We start from the raw sequence: 16,701 nt of genomic DNA on the forward strand, positions 1-16,701 counted from the left end.
ATCCAGCGGCGCACGCAGTACGAGACGTATCCCGGGGAAGCGGGGCCATGCTTTGACTGCAGCCGGAGCAGCGGCACCGCGCGGTCCCCGCCGCTTCCCCGGCAGCCCCCAATACCAATAACGCCGGCGGCCCCAGGCCGCAGCGGCTTGAGCAGGAGACAGCTTGGCTTCCCCGCCCCCCGATGCTTCCCTCGCCGGCACCCGCCCCTGGCCGGCGCCTGTGCGTGCGCTCGCCCACCCGAATTTCCGCTTCTACTTTTTCGGCCAGGCGATCTCCATCCTCGGCTCCTGGATACAGCAGGTGGCGCTGGCCTGGCTGGTCTACCGGCTGACCGGCTCGGCTGCGCTGCTGGGCCTCACCACCTTCGCCGCGCTGGTGCCGCAGTTGGTCGTCGGGCCTTTCGCCGGCGCCTGGATAGACCGCCACGACAAGCGCCGGGTGCTGATCGCGGTGCAGGGCATCCTCGGCCTGCAGGCGCTGGTGCTGGCGGTGCTGACGGCGATGGACGCCATCGGCCCGACGCTGATCATCGCCATGTCGGTCGCGCTCGGGGTACTCAACGCCTTCGACACGCCGCTGCGGCAGTCGTTGATCAACAGCTTCGTCGGCAGCAAGGCGGACCTGCCCAACGCGCTGGCGCTCAACGCCATGCTGTTCAACTCCGGCCGCTTCATCGGCCCGCCGGTGGCCGGCCTGCTGCTGGCGTTGAGCTCCGAAGCGGTGTGCTTTGCCCTCAACGGCGTCTCCTTCCTGGCGCTGATGGCCGGCGTGGCGGCGACGCGGCCGGCGCCCACCGCTCGCGCCAGCGGTTCGGTCGGCCGGGTGTTCCGCGAGGGGCTGGAGTACGCCTGGAGCAACTGGTCGGTGCGCATGCTGATCTTCGCGCTGGCGATGGTGAATCTCACCGCCTCCAGCTACGCGGTGCTGCTGCCCATCTTCGCCAAGGACGTGTTCGGCGGCGACGCCCAGACCCTGGGCTGGCTATGGGGCGCGGCCGGCGCCGGCGCCTTCGCTGCTACCTTGTTCATGGCGGTGCGGCGCAGCGTGCCGGGGCTGGTCAAGGTCATCATCGTCGGCGGCGCCGGCCTGAGTGCGCTGGCGGTGCTGGCCTTCGCCTGGAACCGGGAGGTGCCGCTGGCGATGCTGGCGATGGCGGGCGTCGGCTTCGGCATCTCGCTGTGCAACGTCGGTGTAAACGTCTTGCTGCAGAGTCGGGCGCCGGACCATCTGCGCGGCCGGGTGGTGTCCTTCTTCAGCTCCACCCGCTACGGCGCGGATGCCATCGGCGGCCTGCTGGCCGGCCTGCTGGCGGCCCAGGTCGGCGCGCGGGCGACGATGCTGGTGGAGGGCGTGGTGCTGGTGTTGTTCTTCCTGTGGGCGCTGCGCTTAATCCCGCGGCTGCGCAGCGAGGTGGCCGCCAGCCTGCCGGTGCACTGAACGCGCACTCGCGGTAGCATCGACCCGGTGTGCCTGATGCCGGGCATGCCGCCACGAGGCCCACGAAGCCTTCCCGTTTTTCCTTTTCACCCCGATACCGGAGCTCCGCATGAAGTACGGCGAATTCGATTCCGCCTCCCTGATGTACATCACCAACCGCCCCGAGATCCTGTTCGAGCGAGGCGAGGGATCCTGGCTGTTCGATTCGCAGGGCAAGGCCTATCTCGACTTCGTGCAGGGCTGGGCGGTGAACTGCCTGGGCCACTCGCCGGCGGTGATCCGCGACGCGGTGGTGAAGCAGGTGAATACCCTGATCAACCCCAGCCCGGCCTTCTACAACGGCCCAATGATAGAGCTGGCCGGCCTGCTGACCGCCCATTGCTCGCTGGACCGGGTGTTCTTCGCCAACAGCGGCGCCGAGGCCAATGAGGGGGCGATCAAGCTGGCGCGCAAGTGGGGCCGGCTGCACCGCGACGGCGCCTACGAGATCATCACCTTCGACCACGCCTTCCACGGCCGCACGCTGGCGACCATGTCCGCCTCCGGCAAGGCCGGCTGGGACACGCTGTTCGCGCCGCAGGTGCCGGGCTTCCCGAAGGCGGCGCTGAACGATATCGACTCGGTGGCGGCGCTGATCGGCCCGAACACGGTGGCGGTGATGCTGGAGCCGGTGCAGGGCGAGGGCGGTGTGATTCCGGCGACGCCGGAATTCCTGCAGGCGCTGCGCAAGCTCACCCGCGAGAACAACATCCTGCTGATCGTGGACGAGGTGCAGTCCGGCATGGGCCGCACCGGCCGCCTGTTCGCCCATCAGCATGCCGGCATCGAGCCGGACATCATGACGCTGGGCAAGGGCATAGGCGGCGGCGTGCCGCTGTCCGCGCTGCTCGCCACCGAGGCGGTGAGCTGCTTCGAGCCCGGCGACCAGGGCGGCACCTACAACGGCAACCCGTTGATGAGCGCGGCCGGCGTGGCGGTGATGCGTACGCTGATCGCTCCGGGTTTCATGGACGAAGTGCTGGCCCGCGGCGAGTACCTGGCCGCCCGCCTGCGCGAACTGGTGGCCCGCCACGGCCTGGCGGGCGAGCGGGGTTTTGGCCTGCTGCGTGCCTTGGTGCTGGACAGCGACCGCGCCCCGGCCATCGTCAAGGCGGCGTTGGAAGGTTCGCCCACCGGCCTGCTGCTGAACGCGCCGCGTCCCAACCTGCTGCGCTTCATGCCTTCGCTGACGGTGAGCGAGGCGGAGATCGACCAGATGACTGCCATGCTGGATGCGCTGCTGAAGGCCTGAGGCGCTGCGACCGTCGCTCGCGGACGGGCGAAGAAAGAAAAAGCCCCGCGGACCATCACGGTCCGCGGGGCTTTTTGCCTGGGTGCCGGCAGGACTCAGTCCTGCAGCGCGGCGGCGTGGTGCCGCAGGTGGTCCTCGATGAAGCTGGCGATGAAGTAGTAGCTGTGGTCGTAGCCCGGCTGCAGCCGCAGCGTCAGCGGATGGCCGGCTTCGGCGCAGGCGGCTTCGAGATCGGCCGGCTTCAGCTGTTCGGCGAGGAAGCCGTCCGCTTCGCCCTGGTCCACCAGCAGCGGCAGCCGCTCCACGCCTTCCGGCAAGGCGGCGATCAGCTCGCAGGCATCCCAGGCCTTCCAGCTCTGCCGGTCGGCGCCGAGATAGCGCGAGAAGGCCTTCTCGCCCCAGGGGCAGGTGGTGGGGTGGCTGATGGGCGCGAAGGCGGACACCGAGCGGTAGCGGCCCGGGTTCTTCAGCGCCGACACCAGCGCGCCGTGGCCGCCCATGGAGTGGCCGGCAATGGCGCGGGCGTCGGTGACCGGGAAGTTGGCCTCCACCAGCGAGGGCAGCTCGGCGACCACATAGTCGTACATGCGGTAATGGACGTTCCACGGTGCCTGGGTGGCGTTGACGTAGAAGCCGGCGCCGTGGCCGAAGTCCCAGCTGCCGTCCGGATCGCCCGGCACGTCGGTGCCGCGCGGGCTGGTGTCCGGCGCGACGATGGCGATGCCGAGCTCAGCCGCCACCCGCTGCGCGCCGGCCTTCTGCATGAAGTTCTCGTCGCTGCAGGTGAGGCCGGAGAGCCAGTACAGCACCGGCACCGGGCCATCCTCCGCCTGCGGCGGCAGGTAGATGGCGAACACCATGTCGCAGCCCAGGGCGGCGGAGCGGTGGCGGAAGCGCTTGTGCCAGCCGCCGAAGCTGCGGTTGACGGCGATCTGTTCGAGGGAAGCGGACAGCGTCATGGCCGGGCTCAGTAGATGATGACCGAGCGGATGCTCTTGCCTTCGTGCATCAGGTCGAAGGCGTGGTTGATGTCTTCCAGCCCCATGCGGTGGGTGATGAAGGTGTCGAGCGGGATTTCGCCCGTCTGCGCCTTGGCGACGTAGCTGGGCAGCTCGGTGCGGCCACGCACGCCGCCGAAGGCGGAGCCGCGCCACACCCGGCCGGTGACCAGCTGGAACGGGCGGGTGGAGATCTCCTGGCCGGCGCCGGCCACACCGATGATGATGGATTCGCCCCAGCCCTTGTGGCAGCACTCCAGTGCGGAACGCATCACCTGGGTGTTGCCGATGCATTCGAAGGAGTAATCCACACCGCCGTCGGTGAGGTCGACGATGACCTCCTGGATGGGGCGGTCGTAGTCCTTCGGGTTGACGAAGTCGGTGGCGCCCAGCTGCTTGGCGATTTCGAACTTGGCCGGATTCACATCCACCGCGACGATGCGCGAGGCCTTGGCCATCACCGCGCCGATGATGGCCGACAGGCCGATGCCGCCGAGGCCGAACACGGCGACCGTGGCGCCGGCTTCGACCTTGGCGGTGTTCAGCACCGCGCCGATGCCGGTGGTGACGCCGCAACCCAGCAGGCAGACCTTGTCCAGCGGCGCTTCCTTCTGGATCTTGGCCACCGAGATTTCCGGCAGCACGGTGTATTCGGAGAAGGTGGAGGTGCCCATGTAGTGGTAGATGGGCTGGCCGTCCTTGGAGAAGCGGCTGCTGCCGTCCGGCATCAAGCCCTTGCCCTGGGTGCTGCGGATGGCCTGGCACAGGTTGGTCTTGCCGGACAGGCAGAACTTGCACTTGCCGCATTCGGGCGTGTACAGCGGAATGACGTGATCGCCGACCGCGACCGAGGTCACGCCCTCGCCGATGGCCTCGACGATGCCGCCGCCTTCGTGGCCGAGGATGGACGGGAAGATGCCTTCCGGATCGGCGCCGGACAAGGTGAAGGCGTCGGTATGGCAGACGCCGGTGGCGACGATGCGCACCAGCACCTCGCCCGCCTTGGGCGGGGCGACATCGACTTCGGTGATTTCGAGCGGCTTGCCAGCGGCCCAGGCGACGGCGGCGCGGGATTTGATCATGTCTGGTTCTCCTTGGAATCGAGCAGGCTGGTTAGCGGGCGGGGCCGAGCCGTATGGCAGCGCGGCGGGGCGAAAGTTTGTCCGGGTTGCGGGAGGACGAGGAAGCTCCCCCGGAATCCGGAAGCCAGCCCGGCATTCTAGAAAAACGCCGAGGCTGGGATAATCCGGGCTTCGGAAAAATATTGTTGTTCATTGGCAATAATGAGCCTGGATCGCTGGGAAGGCCTGGATGCCTTCGTCGCCGTGGCCGACTGCGGCCGCTTCGCCACCGCCGCCGAGCGGCTGGGGGTTTCGACCTCGCACATCAGCCGCCAGATCGCCCGCCTGGAAGAGCGGCTGCAGACGCGGCTGTTCTACCGCAGCACCCGGCGGGTGACGCTGACCGAAACCGGCCAGACTTTCCTGCTGCACTGCCGCCGCCTGCAGGACGGCTTCGACGAGGCCCGGCGGGCGGTGCAGGATCTTGGCGGCACGCCGAAGGGTCTGCTGCGCCTGACCTGTGCGGTAACCTACGGCGAGCGCTTCGTCGTGCCGCTGGTGAACGATTTCGTCGAGCGTTATCCCGAGCTGAAGGTGGAGATGGACCTCACCAACCGGGCGCTGGACATCGTGCATGAGGGCTACGATCTCGCCATCCGCCTCGGCCGGCTGGCCGACTCCAGCCTGGTGGCGACCCGGATCGCGCCGCGGGTGATGTATCTGTGCGCTGCGCCGTCCTACCTCGCGCGTCGCGGCGAACCGCAACAGCCGGCAGACTTGGGCGCCCACAACTGCCTCATCGGCAGTTCGGATACCTGGAGTTTCCTGGTCGATGGCAAGGAACAGTTCGTCCGGGTGCAGGGCAACTGGCGCTGCAACAGTGGCCAGGCGGTGCTGGACGCGGCCCTGCGCGGCTTCGGCCTCGCCCAACTGCCGGATTACTACGTGCTGGAGCATTTCCGCCGCGGCAATCTGCGCATCCTGCTACCTGCTTTCCAGCCGCCGCACACCGCGGTGTGGGCCTTGTTCCCGCAGCAGCGCCACCTCTCGCCCAAGGTGCGGCTGCTGGTGGATCACCTGCGGGAAGGGCTGGCGGGGCGCCCGGAGTACCGGGAAGGCGGTGGGGTGGCCTGACGCTGTCGGCGCTCCCCTGTCTATTGATGATAAAGCGACGGCACTTGCGCCATCCCTCCGACGTTGACGTTAACGTCAACATTGCTATGTTGCTTCTAAGCTGATGGCGATAGGGGAGAGCGGCATATGGACATCGATGGTCGGGTAATCGTGGTGACCGGTGCAGGCTCCGGCCTTGGGGCTGCAACGGCGAGCTCGCTGGCACGGGCGGGGGCGCGCCTGCTGCTGGCGGACGTCGACCGTGAGCGGGGCGAAGCGGTGGCGGCCGAACTGGGGCGGGGGGCGCGCTTCGTCCGGGTGGATGTCAGCGACGAGGACAGCGCCCGTAGCGCCTTCGAGCAGGCGCGCCAGCATTTCGGCGCGGTGCATGGACTGGTGAACTGCGCCGGCATCGCGCCGGCGGAGAAGGTGCTGGGGCGCGAGGGGCCGCATGGACTGGCGTCGTTCGCGCGCACGCTGTCTGTCAACCTCGTCGGCAGCTTCAACATGCTGCGGCTCGCCGCGGAGGCGATGTCCGTCAATGAGCCGGATGAGGGTGGAGAGCGTGGCGTCGTCGTCAATACCGCTTCGGTCGCGGCCTACGACGGCCAGGTCGGACAGGTGGCTTATGCGGCGTCCAAGGCCGGCATCGTCGGCCTCACGCTGCCGGCGGCGCGGGAGCTATCGCGCTTCGGCATCCGGGTGATGACCATCGCGCCGGGCATCATGGAAACGCCCATGCTGACCGGCATGCCGGAGGAGGTGCAGGCCTCGCTGGGCCGCATGGTGCCCTTCCCGCAGCGCCTCGGGCGGCCGGCGGAATTCGCAGCGCTGGTGCGGCACATCTTCGAGAACGCCTATCTCAACGGCGAGGTGATCCGCCTGGATGGCGCCATCCGGATGGCTCCGAAGTAGGCCGGGCGATTGCGGCGGGGCTTGTCCTCGCGCAATTGGTGGGCTAGGGGAAATGTGCTACAAGAGCGCCTTCCTACGCACCACCGGGCGGGCGTCCCTGCCCGCCGCGGGCCCTGGCGATGACCACAGCCGAACTCTCACCCGTCGCGGCCGACCGCGATTGCTATCACTGCGGCCTCCCCATTCCGGAGGAGACCCATCACTACGTGAAGATCGAAGGCCGGGAACGGCGCATGTGCTGCGTCGGCTGCGAGGCGGTGGCGCAGTCCATCGTCGACAACGGCCTCACCGACTACTACCGCCACCGCGACGCCATGCCGGAAAGCCGGCGCGAGGCAATGCCGCAGGAACTGCAGGAACTCGGTCTATTCGATCACCCGGATTTCCAGAAGAGCTTCGTGCGGCCGGTGGGCGAGCATGAACGGGAGGCATCGCTGATCCTGGAAGGCATCACCTGTGCGGCCTGTGTATGGCTGAACGAGCGCCATGTGGCGAAGCAGCCCGGCGTGTCTGCCATCGAGATCAACTACGCGACGCGCCGCGCGCGGGTGCGCTGGGACGAACGCCGGATCAAGCTGTCGGACATCCTGGGCGCAGTGCAGGCCATCGGCTACCGCGCCTATCCCTACGACGCCGAGCGTTCCGAGCAGGTCGCCCACCGCGAGCGCCGCTCCATGCTGTGGCGGGTGTTCGTCGCCGGCTTCGGCATGATGCAGGTGATGATGTACGCCATTCCCGCCTATCTGGCGGGCGAGGGCGACATGACGGCGGACATCGCCCTGATGATGCGCTGGGCCAGCCTGCTGCTGACCCTGCCGGTGGTGTTCTACTCCGCGGCCCCCTTCTTCCAGCGCGCGCTGCGCGACATTCGCCTGCGCCGCTTGGGCATGGATGTGCCGGTCGCATTGGGCGTGGGCAGCGCCTTCGCCGCCAGCGTCTGGGCGACGCTGACGGACGGCCCCGAGGTCTATTTCGACTCGGTGACCATGTTCGTCTTCTTCCTCCTCGGCGGCCGCTACCTGGAGATGCTGGCGCGGCAGAAGGCCGTGCGCGGGGTCGAGGAGATGGGGAAGGTGCTGCCGGCCTTCGCCGAGCGGCTCACGACCTGGCCGGCGGCGACGGCAGAGCGGGTACCGGTGTCGCAGCTGACTCCAGGCGATCTGGTGCGAGTGCGCCCCGGCGAGGTGATTCCGGCCGATGGCGTCGTGGTGGACGGGCGCGGCTCGGTCAACGAGGCCCTGCTCACCGGCGAGAGCCGGCCGGTGACGAAGGAGGTCGATGCGCTGCTGACCGGTGGCAGCATCAACGTTTCCAGTCCGCTGGTATTCCGGGTGGAGCAGGTCGGCGAGGAAACCCGCTTGGCGGCGATACGGCGCTTGATGGAACGGGCGGCCACGGAGAAGCCGAGGATTGCGGCGGCCTCGGACAGGGTCGCGGTGGTATTTATCATCGCCCTGCTGCTGCTGGCTGCGGTGACTGGTGTGAGCTGGTATTTCATCGATCCGCAGCGGGCTCTGTGGGTCTTTGTCTCGGTGCTGGTGGTGGCCTGCCCCTGCGCGCTGTCTCTGGCGACGCCGACTGCGCTGACGGTAGGCACCGATGCTCTGGCGCGGCTGGGCGTGCTGGTGACCCGGGGCCATGCCATCGAGACCTTGGCCAAGGCCAACCACTTCGTGTTCGACAAGACCGGAACACTGACCTACGGCCGAATGACCCTGGAGGAGGTGCTGCCCCTTGGTTTTCATGGGGAGGCGGAACTCAAGCTATGGGCCGCGGCGCTGGAGCAGGGTTCGGAGCATCCGGTGGCGGAAGGCCTGCGCCAGGCCGTGGAGGCGATGGCCTTGCCCGCGGTGCGCTCCTCCGAAGCGCATACCGGCGGAGGCGTCTATGGTGAGATCGACAGCCAGTCACTATGGTTGGGACGGCCGGATTTCGTCGCAGGCCGTATAGGTCTCCCCATTCCCGTCGAGCTGAATGCGATGGCGCAAAAGGGCGGAACCGTGGTGGCGTTGGGGGCCACTGGTCAATGGCAGGCGCTGTTCCGGCTGGCGGATGTCGCCCGGGTCGAGGCTGCGGGCCTCGTACGCCAATTAGTAGCAGATCACGCCGGAGTCACAGTGCTTTCCGGCGATGCGCCAGCTGTCGCGCGGGTGGTGGCCAGCAGCATAGGTATAGACGACGCCCATGGCGGCATGACACCCCAGGGCAAACAGGATTATCTGGCCGCCCTGCAACAGAGACCAGGGGCGATAGTCGCAATGGTCGGCGATGGTGTGAATGACGCTCCTGTCCTGGCGCAAGCACATGTCTCGGTAGCTATGGGCGGTGGTACCGATCTCGCGCGGAACCAAGCAGACATCGTATTGTTGAACGAGAACCTGCAGCAACTGGGGTGCGGCATCCTGCTCGCGCGGAAGACACTGCGCATCATTCGGCAGAACCTGTGGTGGTCCTTTGCCTACAACTTCACGTCAGTGCCCTTGGCAATGCTCGGCTTGGTAACACCCTGGATGGCCGGCATCGGCATGGCCGGCAGTTCCCTCCTCGTCGTGCTCAACGCTATGAGACTTCAGCGATTGCCGCGCAAGGGGTCATAAGAGAGACAACAATGGAAAGCCTTTACCTTCTCGTACCCCTGTCCGTCGTGCTCGTGTTCGTCATCGGCGTGCTGTTCTGGTGGTCTCTGCGGCATGGCCAGTTCGATGATCTTGAAGGCCCGGCTTATCGCCTGCTGCTGGATGATAAGGATGAGTTTCCTGTGGACTCAAACCGGCAGAGCAGCGAGAATACCCCTTTGCCCAAAATTGGTGCATCCCAGGACGACAGGGAAAACCAGTGAGACAGGGGACTGGAAAGTTGTTTGATCTAAGTCAAAGCGTTTTCCAGCCACGACGTCATACTGCACACATGGTTTTCGACGGACCCAAAGTGCTCAGCACCGCGGGGGCGTCAGCAAGGTATCAAGTCTCTCTGTTGGGGTTGGGGGTGCGTCACAAGCGCACCCTTTTTTTTGTTTACTCGTCGCCCCCGTACCTGCTTTCCAATATCTTCAAAAGCCAATATCGGCGCGCTTTTCTGCACTGTGACGGTGCAATACAATGTTGATCTGTATCAAATTGAGTAGCCTGCCGCGGCGTATTCTTGCCGCGACGATGCCGGGGCTGCGCCTCGAGGTCGAAAAGGCTTTAAGCAGGGGTTTTTAAACTAAGAGGTGACTCACATGCAATCGCAAGCGACTTATAACTACAAAGTCGTGCGCCAGTTCGCCATCATGACGGTGGTGTGGGGCATTGTGGGCATGCTGGTCGGCGTCATTGCCGCAGCACAGCTCGTGTGGCCTGAACTGAACGTTCTCGAGTGGTTAGGCTATGGGCGGCTTCGTCCGCTGCATACCAATGCTGTAATTTTCGCTTTCGGCGGCTGTGCGCTGTTTGCGACTTCTTATTATGTCGTTCAGCGTACCAGCCATACATCGCTGTTTGCCCCATGGCTGGCAAGTCTCACCTTCTGGGGGTGGCAACTTGTCATCCTGCTTGCTGTCGTTACGCTTCCGCTCGGCCTGACGTCCGGTAAGGAGTATGCGGAACTGGAATGGCCGATTGACATCCTGATCGCGGTGGTCTGGGTGTCCTACGCAGTTGTCTTCTTTGGCACGATCGCAAAGCGCAAGGTCTCCCATATCTATGTGGCGAACTGGTTCTACGGCGCTTTCATTCTTGCCGTCGCCCTGCTCCATATCGTCAATAGTGCTGCGATTCCCGTCAGCCTGACCAAGTCCTACTCGGCTTACGCTGGTGTGCAGGACGCGATGATCCAGTGGTGGTACGGCCACAACGCGGTGGGTTTCTTCCTGACTGCGGGCTTCCTCGGGATGATGTATTACTTCGTTCCGAAACAGGCTGAGCGCCCTGTCTATTCCTATCGTCTGTCAGTGGTCCACTTTTGGGCGCTGATCTTCACCTACATGTGGGCGGGTCCGCACCACCTGCACTACACCGCGCTGCCCGATTGGACCCAGTCCGTGGGCATGTTGTTCTCCTTGATTCTGCTGGCTCCGTCCTGGGGGGGCATGATCAATGGCATCATGACGCTGTCTGGTGCTTGGCACAAACTGCGTACCGACCCGATCCTGAAGTTCCTGATCACCGCGTTGTCGTTCTACGGCATGTCGACCTTCGAAGGCCCGATGATGTCGGTCAAGACGGTGAATGCCCTGTCCCACTACACCGACTGGACGGTGGGCCACGTGCACTCTGGCGCGCTTGGCTGGGTGGCGATGATCTCGATCGGTTCGGTGTATTTCCTGCTGCCGCGTCTCTACGGCAAGACTGAGATGTACAGCGTCAAACTCATCAATGCGCATTTCTGGGTGGCGACCATTGGTGTGGTGCTCTACATCGCTTCCATGTGGATTGCGGGCGTGATGCAGGGCCTGATGTGGCGTGCGACCAATGCCGACGGCACCTTGACCTACTCTTTCGTGGAAGGCGTGAAGGCAAGCTACCCGTTCTGGACGATCCGTTTGGTCGGCGGTCTGCTCTTCCTCGCCGGTATGCTGATCATGTTCTACAACATGGTGAAGACCATCGCCGGCCAAAAGGCGTACGACGCGCCCGTTCTGACCCCCGCGCACGCCTAACCGGAGATATTGAAGATGGCTGCAAACACGAAGCATGAGCTCATCGAGCGCAGCGTTTTCCTGATGATCGTCCTGACGCTGCTCACTATCAGCGTTGGGGGGCTGGTGGAAATCGTTCCTCTGTTCTTCCAGAAGTCCACCACCAGTGCGATCGACCAGAAGGGCAACCAACTGGACGTGAAGCCGTATGAGCCGCTGCGCCTGGTTGGGCGGGACATCTACATCCGCGAAGGTTGCTACAACTGTCATTCGCAGATGGTCCGCCCATTCCGTGCGGAGACGGAGCGCTACGGTCATTATTCGGTCGCCGGTGAGTCGATTTACGACCATCCGTTCCAGTGGGGCTCCAAGCGTACCGGCCCCGACCTGGCCCGCGTTGGTGGCCGCTACTCCGATGAGTGGCAGCGCGCCCACCTGCGTAATCCTCGTGACGTCGTGCCGGAATCTAACATGCCAGCTTATCCTTGGCTGGATCGTCCGGCCAAGGTGGATGACATCGAAGCGAAGATGCGTGCGCTCAACAAGGTTGGTCTGCACAAGTACAGCGAAGAGGAGATTGCCGGTGCTCGTGCGGCGGTCGAGGGCAAGACCGAGTTGGATGCGGTGGTTGCCTATCTGCAGGGCCTGGGCCTGGCGCTGAAGAACGTTAGGTAAAGACTCTGAAGGGGAATGTGCGGTGGAACATATCAACGAGTTCCGTAGCCTGCTTACTGTGTTGGGCTTTCTCTGCTTCCTGGGAATTTGTGTATGGGCTTACAGCAAACATGCCAAGTCCGGGTTTGATGAGGCCGCACGTCTACCCCTGACCGATGACGATCCGCCGGCCGAGAACGGCCGGCAAGGACAAGAAGGGAAAACAAATGGCTGACTTTGTTAGCGGTTTCTGGAACGTGTATGTGATGGGCCTCGTGGCCTTGAGCTTGCTGTTCTGTGTATTCATCCTCGCTTCGAATATGACCCAGCGGGAAGAGGGGCCTGTACAGTTGCACGGCCACGTTTGGGACGAGACGATTGCCGAGTACAACAACCCTCTACCTAAGTGGTGGCTCTATCTCGCTTGGGCGACAGTGATTTTTTCCATTGGCTACTTGGTCGTGTTCCCTGGTTTTGGTAATCGCCAAGGCATTTTCCAGTGGAGCGCAATTGGCCAGTATGAAAGCGAGGTCGCCAAGGCCGAAGAGCGTTACGCGCCCATTTTCAATAAGTACTTGGAGCAGGACTTGCTGACGGTGGCTGCGGATCCGGAGGCCAACGCAATGGGGCAGCGTATGTTCTTGACCTATTGCGCACAGTGCCACGGCTCTGCTGCCCAAGGCGCCAAGGGATTCCCCAATCTGACCGATGACGAGTGGCTACACGGTGGTGAGCCGGATACGGTCAAGACAACGATTCTCGGTGGTCGCATGGGCGTGATGCCGCCGTTCGGCCCAGCGTTAGGGGCTGAGGGCGTCAAGGACGTTGCGAACTATGTGCGTTCGCTCTCCGGTCTGGCGAGCGATTCGCTGCGGGCGCAGCGGGGGCAAGAACTCTTCGCTCAGAACTGCGTGGCTTGCCATGGAGCAGAGGGCAAGGGTAATCAGGCCTTGGGTGCTCCGGACCTGACAAACAAGTCTTGGCTGTATGGCTCATCTGAAGCCACCATCATCGAGACGGTGACTAATGGCCGGGTGAACCAAATGCCTGCTTTCAAGGAATTCTTGGGTGATGCGAAGGTCCATTTGCTTGCTGCTTATGTGCTCAGCCTGAACAAGAAGTAACGCTGTCTTGGGCCCCCGGGGGAAACCCCGGGGTCTTTCTTGATTAAATAATAAGAATCTACTAATAAGCCGATTATGACCAGTACAACGCCTGATGTGAAGCCAGGGCAGGCCCCTGAGTCCCCCTCTTCCGGCTCCTCGCTGTTTGCCGCCCGGCAAAAGGTCTATGCCCGTGCCGTTAGCGGAAACTTTGCGCGCTGGCGTTGGGCTCTGGTCTGGTTTACGCAACTCCTGTTTTACGGTCTGCCGTGGCTCACTTGGAATGATCGGCAGGCTGTGCTGTTCCATCTTAGCGAACGTAAGTTCTACATCTTTGGCTGGATATTCTGGCCTCAGGATGTTTTCTTTTTGGCGATACTGCTGATCATTTCGGCGTATGCACTGTTTTTCTTTACCGCGATCGCTGGTCGTCTATGGTGTGGTTACGCCTGTCCTCAGACTGTGTACACAGAGATATTCATGTGGATAGAGGAGAAGATCGAGGGTGACCGCGCGAAAAGGATGAAACTGGATAAGCAGCCATTGAATCCGCGGAAGTTTGCGATCAAGGCTGTGAAGTATCTGGTGTGGGGGGGAGTCGCGCTTTGGACGGGCTTCACTTTCGTTTCCTACTTCTCGCCGCTGAATGAGTTGCTAGGATCCGTTGCAACCTTCGCATTCGGTCCGTGGGAACTGTTCTGGATTCTCTTTTATGGCGGTTTTACCTACCTCTTTGCGGGAGTAATGCGGGAGCAGGTGTGCAAATATATGTGCCCCTATGCACGCTTTCAGGGGGTCATGTTCGATCCGGACACCTTGGTCATTACCTATGATGAAGAGCGTGGTGAGCCTCGTGGCTCCCGACGAAAGGGGGTTGAACCGCGCTCTGTCGGAAAGGGCGATTGCGTCGACTGTGGCATTTGTGTCCAAGTCTGCCCAACTGGTATCGACATCCGACATGGTCTTCAATATGAGTGCATCGGTTGTGCTGCCTGTATTGACGCCTGTAACGACGTCATGGACAAGATGAGCTATCCGCGTGGCTTGATCCGCTACTCCACGGAGAACGCAGTGAAGCTGCACTGGGGAAGAAAGGACATCTTCAGCCATGTGCTGCGGCCGCGGACTCTGATTTATGGTGGAATCCTTGCAGCGGTGTCGCTGGCTTTCGTCTGGGGTCTGGCAACCCGGGAACCGTTAAGGGTGGACGTGATCCGAGATCGTGCATCTCTCGCACGAGAAGTGGAGGATGGGGAGATCGAGAATGTGTACCGCCTCCAGGTCATGAATATGACGGAGCGCAGTCGCGTTTTCGATTTTGAGGCCACCGGCTTGAAGGGCGTCCGGATCGAAGGTACGCGTAAGGTCGAAGTGGGGCCAGCGGCGATCCAGTCGGTCACCTTGCAGATTCGGGCACCAGCGGAGTCGGGCAAGCCTGGCGCGAACGAGATGTATTTTGAGATTCATGCGGAAGATGATCCCGGGCTTCGACTGCGTGAGAAATCCACCTTTCTGTTTCCGGATTGACGAATGAGCGCAGCGTTGAACGATAAGTCACACGCCCCTTGGTACAAGCAGGGGTGGCCATGGTTTCTGATAGCTTTACCTGCTACCGCAGTTGTGGCTGGGGTGATCACTCTTGTGATCGCGGTCAAAACTTGGGACGGACTTGTGGTGGATGATTACTACAAGGAAGGTCGGACTATTGTGAAGACCATAGGGCGTACAGAGCGCGCCAAGGAGTTAGGGCTGTCTGCGAAGCTGAACATCCGTACCGACGTCTTGAGGATTGAGATCAATGACACCGATCTTAAAGATATACCTCAGCAGATCCTGGTTTCCATTACGCATCCGACGCGAGAGGGCGCGGACCAGCACTTGGTGCTAAGTGGGCATGGAGGCGTTTTCGAGGGGGCGATGTCGCCTCTATCGACAGGGCGCTGGTTGTTTCAAATAGAAGACGAGTCCCGCACTTGGCGTTTGAACGGGGCCGCTTATCTCCCGACAGAGACGGAAGTAAGGATAGATCCATCCGATTCCTAATTTGTCCCTAGAAGGAGGTTCACCATGGCTTGGAGTGAATTGCTGAGTACCGATATCGGCTTGCTCAGTCTCTTTACGATTGGCTTCGTAGTGGTCATGGGTGTCTATATCTATCGCTTTGCTTCACGGCATATCGCGGAAGACGAGGAGAGAGCGAAAGCCAGTCATCAATGACTCTCTAGAGGGGGTGGTGATGCTCAAGTGCTTGCAGGTGTTGTGGCCGTCATTCATGGTGGCTGCGCTAGCAGAGATAGGGTTCTTCATGGTCATCGACCCCCAAGAACTGTTTCTCTTCGGCGAGCCGGTTCGTTACTCGCCGCTGGCGACATACTCGATCGGTTTTTTGGGTTTCTGGCTGATTTGTGCTGCGTCAAGCGTAACGACTGTTTTTCTCCAGCGTAGTGCTGCGGAGTTGAATCATCACTCGGAACAACTGTAGGAAGAATGCTATTCAAAGGAAGGCCACCCGCTGCCGGGGTGGCCTTTTTTTGTTCAGGCTGGCTCGCATTGTCTGCCCCGATGTTGGCTCGGGCAGAGCGCTCCCGCTGCGTGTGGGTTTTCACTCTAGTGACTGGAGTGCTTCGCTTCTAATCTTACTGTGTCACTAAAATGGAGGGTCAATTTCCGGCTCTTTTCTGTGCGTAGCATGGGCATCGCTGAAGGCTATTGGTCAGCGTCTGAGCGACGATCCACCGTAATGTCGAGATCGAATTGGGAACGTGCCGCTGGGTGCGTTGAACTGCCCCGCGGCATGTAATTTTCGGGTAAGGCAGGTTGCGGGCCGAATAAGGCATTTTTTGGTGTCTTTGTGACGCAGCCGTTCGGCTACCAGAAAGCCATAGGCTGCGATGCACAAGGTCGCGTGATGGTGGAAACCACGCCAGCCCCGCGAAATGGAGCGAGCCCGACCCGGGTGGCGTGACCGTCTTGGAGCTGACTTTAAGAAAATCGGGTTGGCGCGGCCCGTATCAAACAGGGGCACAACTCCACGACGAGCTTCTTGATCGTCGATGCGCAGAGCGTCAAGAACACCGACAGCGCCCCAGCGTAAAGGCTACGACGCTGGGAAGAAAGTATCGGGCATCAAGTGCCACATTGCCGTCGATACCCTGGGACTGCCGCATGCGATCGCAGTCACCACGGCCGAAGTCGCAGATCGAAAGGGGGGCGCTCTTGCGTTGGCACACCGGGCGCAGGAACTGAGCTACGACGTCCTGGCGGTGCTGGCGCGATGGCGGCTATACGTCGGACATCCATTTGTTCAGGCCGTCAAGCGCCTGCTTGGCGCACGGGTACAAATTGCAAGCGCATTATGCCCAAGCGCTGGATCGTTGAAGTCTCTTTCGCCTGGATCGACAAGTGCCGGCGGCTATGGAAGAACTGCGAGCGAAGCCTCAACACCAGCCTGCAGTTCATCCATTCTCGCCTTCTTGGTCTGCTACTCAGAAGACCGTGACCAGGCTCTAA

16 protein-coding genes and 2 pseudogenes are annotated in these 16,701 nt (G+C 62.5%); 15 read left to right on the top strand and 3 right to left on the bottom strand.

All coding sequences use genetic code 11. The features are described from left to right. Positions 1 to 163: 163 nt before the first annotated feature. On the top strand, positions 164 to 1,438 hold the full coding sequence (locus C7389_RS13080) for an MFS transporter (protein ID WP_211168360.1): 1,275 nt from the start codon (positions 164 to 166) through the stop codon (positions 1,436 to 1,438). A gap of 109 nt (positions 1,439 to 1,547) precedes the next feature. Beyond that, complete coding sequence (locus C7389_RS13085; RefSeq protein WP_133592101.1) at positions 1,548 to 2,729, top strand: acetylornithine transaminase; 1,182 nt, start codon at positions 1,548 to 1,550, stop codon at positions 2,727 to 2,729. A gap of 95 nt (positions 2,730 to 2,824) precedes the next feature. On the opposite strand, the gene fghA is transcribed toward C7389_RS13085, so the two are convergent. Together fghA and C7389_RS13095 are read right to left on the bottom strand one after the other, a co-directional pair. Beyond that, positions 2,825 to 3,688 carry an S-formylglutathione hydrolase gene (fghA, locus tag C7389_RS13090; protein WP_133592103.1) on the bottom strand — a complete coding sequence of 288 codons (864 nt, stop codon included), beginning with the start codon at positions 3,686 to 3,688 and terminating at the stop codon, positions 2,825 to 2,827. Between the two features lie 8 nt (positions 3,689 to 3,696). After that, positions 3,697 to 4,809 (bottom strand): S-(hydroxymethyl)glutathione dehydrogenase/class III alcohol dehydrogenase, encoded by a 1,113-nt coding sequence (locus C7389_RS13095; RefSeq protein ID WP_133592105.1) that lies wholly within the window; start codon positions 4,807 to 4,809, stop codon positions 3,697 to 3,699. Positions 4,810 to 5,010: 201 nt separating this feature from the next. On the opposite strand from C7389_RS13095, the gene C7389_RS13100 reads away from it, so the two are divergent. From C7389_RS13100 to C7389_RS13155, 12 genes are all read left to right on the top strand, one after another. Further along, on the top strand, positions 5,011 to 5,922 hold the full coding sequence (locus C7389_RS13100; RefSeq protein WP_133592107.1) for a LysR family transcriptional regulator: 912 nt from the start codon (positions 5,011 to 5,013) through the stop codon (positions 5,920 to 5,922). 126 nt (positions 5,923 to 6,048) lie between these two features. Continuing rightward, positions 6,049 to 6,816, top strand: a complete 768-nt coding sequence (locus C7389_RS13105; RefSeq protein ID WP_133592109.1) for a 3-hydroxyacyl-CoA dehydrogenase — start codon at positions 6,049 to 6,051, stop codon at positions 6,814 to 6,816. Positions 6,817 to 6,935: 119 nt separating this feature from the next. Beyond that, positions 6,936 to 9,413 carry a heavy metal translocating P-type ATPase gene (locus C7389_RS13110; RefSeq protein ID WP_133592111.1) on the top strand — a complete coding sequence of 826 codons (2,478 nt, stop codon included), beginning with the start codon at positions 6,936 to 6,938 and terminating at the stop codon, positions 9,411 to 9,413. An 11-nt stretch (positions 9,414 to 9,424) separates the two neighbouring features. Continuing rightward, the gene (gene ccoS, locus C7389_RS13115; RefSeq protein WP_133592113.1) at positions 9,425 to 9,655 is read left to right on the top strand and encodes a cbb3-type cytochrome oxidase assembly protein CcoS; all 231 of its coding nucleotides are present in this window, start codon (positions 9,425 to 9,427) and stop codon (positions 9,653 to 9,655) included. A gap of 381 nt (positions 9,656 to 10,036) precedes the next feature. Continuing rightward, positions 10,037 to 11,455 (top strand): cytochrome-c oxidase, cbb3-type subunit I, encoded by a 1,419-nt coding sequence (ccoN, locus tag C7389_RS13120; protein ID WP_133592115.1) that lies wholly within the window; start codon positions 10,037 to 10,039, stop codon positions 11,453 to 11,455. Between the two features lie 15 nt (positions 11,456 to 11,470). Beyond that, complete coding sequence (ccoO, locus tag C7389_RS13125) at positions 11,471 to 12,109, top strand: cytochrome-c oxidase, cbb3-type subunit II (protein WP_133592117.1); 639 nt, start codon at positions 11,471 to 11,473, stop codon at positions 12,107 to 12,109. 22 nt (positions 12,110 to 12,131) lie between these two features. After that, on the top strand, positions 12,132 to 12,323 hold the full coding sequence (locus C7389_RS13130) for a cbb3-type cytochrome oxidase subunit 3 (RefSeq protein ID WP_246034746.1): 192 nt from the start codon (positions 12,132 to 12,134) through the stop codon (positions 12,321 to 12,323). After that, positions 12,316 to 13,212: a cytochrome-c oxidase, cbb3-type subunit III gene (gene ccoP, locus C7389_RS13135; RefSeq protein ID WP_133592119.1), complete on the top strand. Its 897-nt coding sequence runs from the start codon at positions 12,316 to 12,318 to the stop codon at positions 13,210 to 13,212. Before C7389_RS13130 ends, ccoP begins: the two co-directional genes overlap by 8 nt. 75 nt (positions 13,213 to 13,287) lie before the next feature. After that, complete coding sequence (gene ccoG, locus C7389_RS13140) at positions 13,288 to 14,718, top strand: cytochrome c oxidase accessory protein CcoG (RefSeq protein ID WP_133592122.1); 1,431 nt, start codon at positions 13,288 to 13,290, stop codon at positions 14,716 to 14,718. 3 nt (positions 14,719 to 14,721) lie between these two features. Next, complete coding sequence (locus C7389_RS13145) at positions 14,722 to 15,234, top strand: FixH family protein (protein ID WP_133592124.1); 513 nt, start codon at positions 14,722 to 14,724, stop codon at positions 15,232 to 15,234. Between the two features lie 24 nt (positions 15,235 to 15,258). Further along, positions 15,259 to 15,408, top strand: a complete 150-nt coding sequence (locus C7389_RS13150) for a DUF3149 domain-containing protein (RefSeq protein ID WP_133592126.1) — start codon at positions 15,259 to 15,261, stop codon at positions 15,406 to 15,408. Positions 15,409 to 15,427: 19 nt separating this feature from the next. After that, the gene (locus tag C7389_RS13155; RefSeq protein WP_133592219.1) at positions 15,428 to 15,673 is read left to right on the top strand and encodes a hypothetical protein; all 246 of its coding nucleotides are present in this window, start codon (positions 15,428 to 15,430) and stop codon (positions 15,671 to 15,673) included. 224 nt (positions 15,674 to 15,897) lie between these two features. On the opposite strand, the pseudogene C7389_RS25475 reads toward C7389_RS13155, so the two are convergent. Beyond that, positions 15,898 to 16,123, bottom strand: a pseudogene (locus C7389_RS25475) (IS701 family transposase); the annotation flags it as partial. Between C7389_RS25475 and C7389_RS13165 the strand changes: the two are divergent. Beyond that, positions 16,111 to 16,690, top strand: a pseudogene (locus C7389_RS13165) (transposase); the annotation flags it as partial. The pseudogenes C7389_RS25475 and C7389_RS13165 overlap by 13 nt on opposite strands. Between the last annotated feature and the right edge of the window lie 11 nt (positions 16,691 to 16,701).

The organism is Azoarcus indigens (assembly GCF_004361735.1).
GTDB lineage: Bacteria > Pseudomonadota > Gammaproteobacteria > Burkholderiales > Rhodocyclaceae > Azoarcus > Azoarcus indigens.

Excerpts from the sequence above, each read along its gene's own strand:
- C7389_RS13085 (WP_133592101.1), top strand. The coding sequence starts at position 1,548 with ATGAAGTACGGCGAATTCGATTCCGCCTCCCTGATGTACATCACCAAC.
- fghA (WP_133592103.1), bottom strand. The coding sequence starts at position 3,688 with ATGACGCTGTCCGCTTCCCTCGAACAGATCGCCGTCAACCGCAGCTTC.
- C7389_RS13095 (WP_133592105.1), bottom strand. The coding sequence starts at position 4,809 with ATGATCAAATCCCGCGCCGCCGTCGCCTGGGCCGCTGGCAAGCCGCTC.
- C7389_RS13100 (WP_133592107.1), top strand. The coding sequence starts at position 5,011 with ATGAGCCTGGATCGCTGGGAAGGCCTGGATGCCTTCGTCGCCGTGGCC.
- C7389_RS13105 (WP_133592109.1), top strand. The coding sequence starts at position 6,049 with ATGGACATCGATGGTCGGGTAATCGTGGTGACCGGTGCAGGCTCCGGC.
- C7389_RS13110 (WP_133592111.1), top strand. The coding sequence starts at position 6,936 with ATGACCACAGCCGAACTCTCACCCGTCGCGGCCGACCGCGATTGCTAT.
- ccoS (WP_133592113.1), top strand. The coding sequence starts at position 9,425 with ATGGAAAGCCTTTACCTTCTCGTACCCCTGTCCGTCGTGCTCGTGTTC.
- ccoN (WP_133592115.1), top strand. The coding sequence starts at position 10,037 with ATGCAATCGCAAGCGACTTATAACTACAAAGTCGTGCGCCAGTTCGCC.
- ccoO (WP_133592117.1), top strand. The coding sequence starts at position 11,471 with ATGGCTGCAAACACGAAGCATGAGCTCATCGAGCGCAGCGTTTTCCTG.
- ccoP (WP_133592119.1), top strand. The coding sequence starts at position 12,316 with ATGGCTGACTTTGTTAGCGGTTTCTGGAACGTGTATGTGATGGGCCTC.
- ccoG (WP_133592122.1), top strand. The coding sequence starts at position 13,288 with ATGACCAGTACAACGCCTGATGTGAAGCCAGGGCAGGCCCCTGAGTCC.
- C7389_RS13145 (WP_133592124.1), top strand. The coding sequence starts at position 14,722 with ATGAGCGCAGCGTTGAACGATAAGTCACACGCCCCTTGGTACAAGCAG.
- C7389_RS13150 (WP_133592126.1), top strand. The coding sequence starts at position 15,259 with ATGGCTTGGAGTGAATTGCTGAGTACCGATATCGGCTTGCTCAGTCTC.
- C7389_RS13155 (WP_133592219.1), top strand. The coding sequence starts at position 15,428 with ATGCTCAAGTGCTTGCAGGTGTTGTGGCCGTCATTCATGGTGGCTGCG.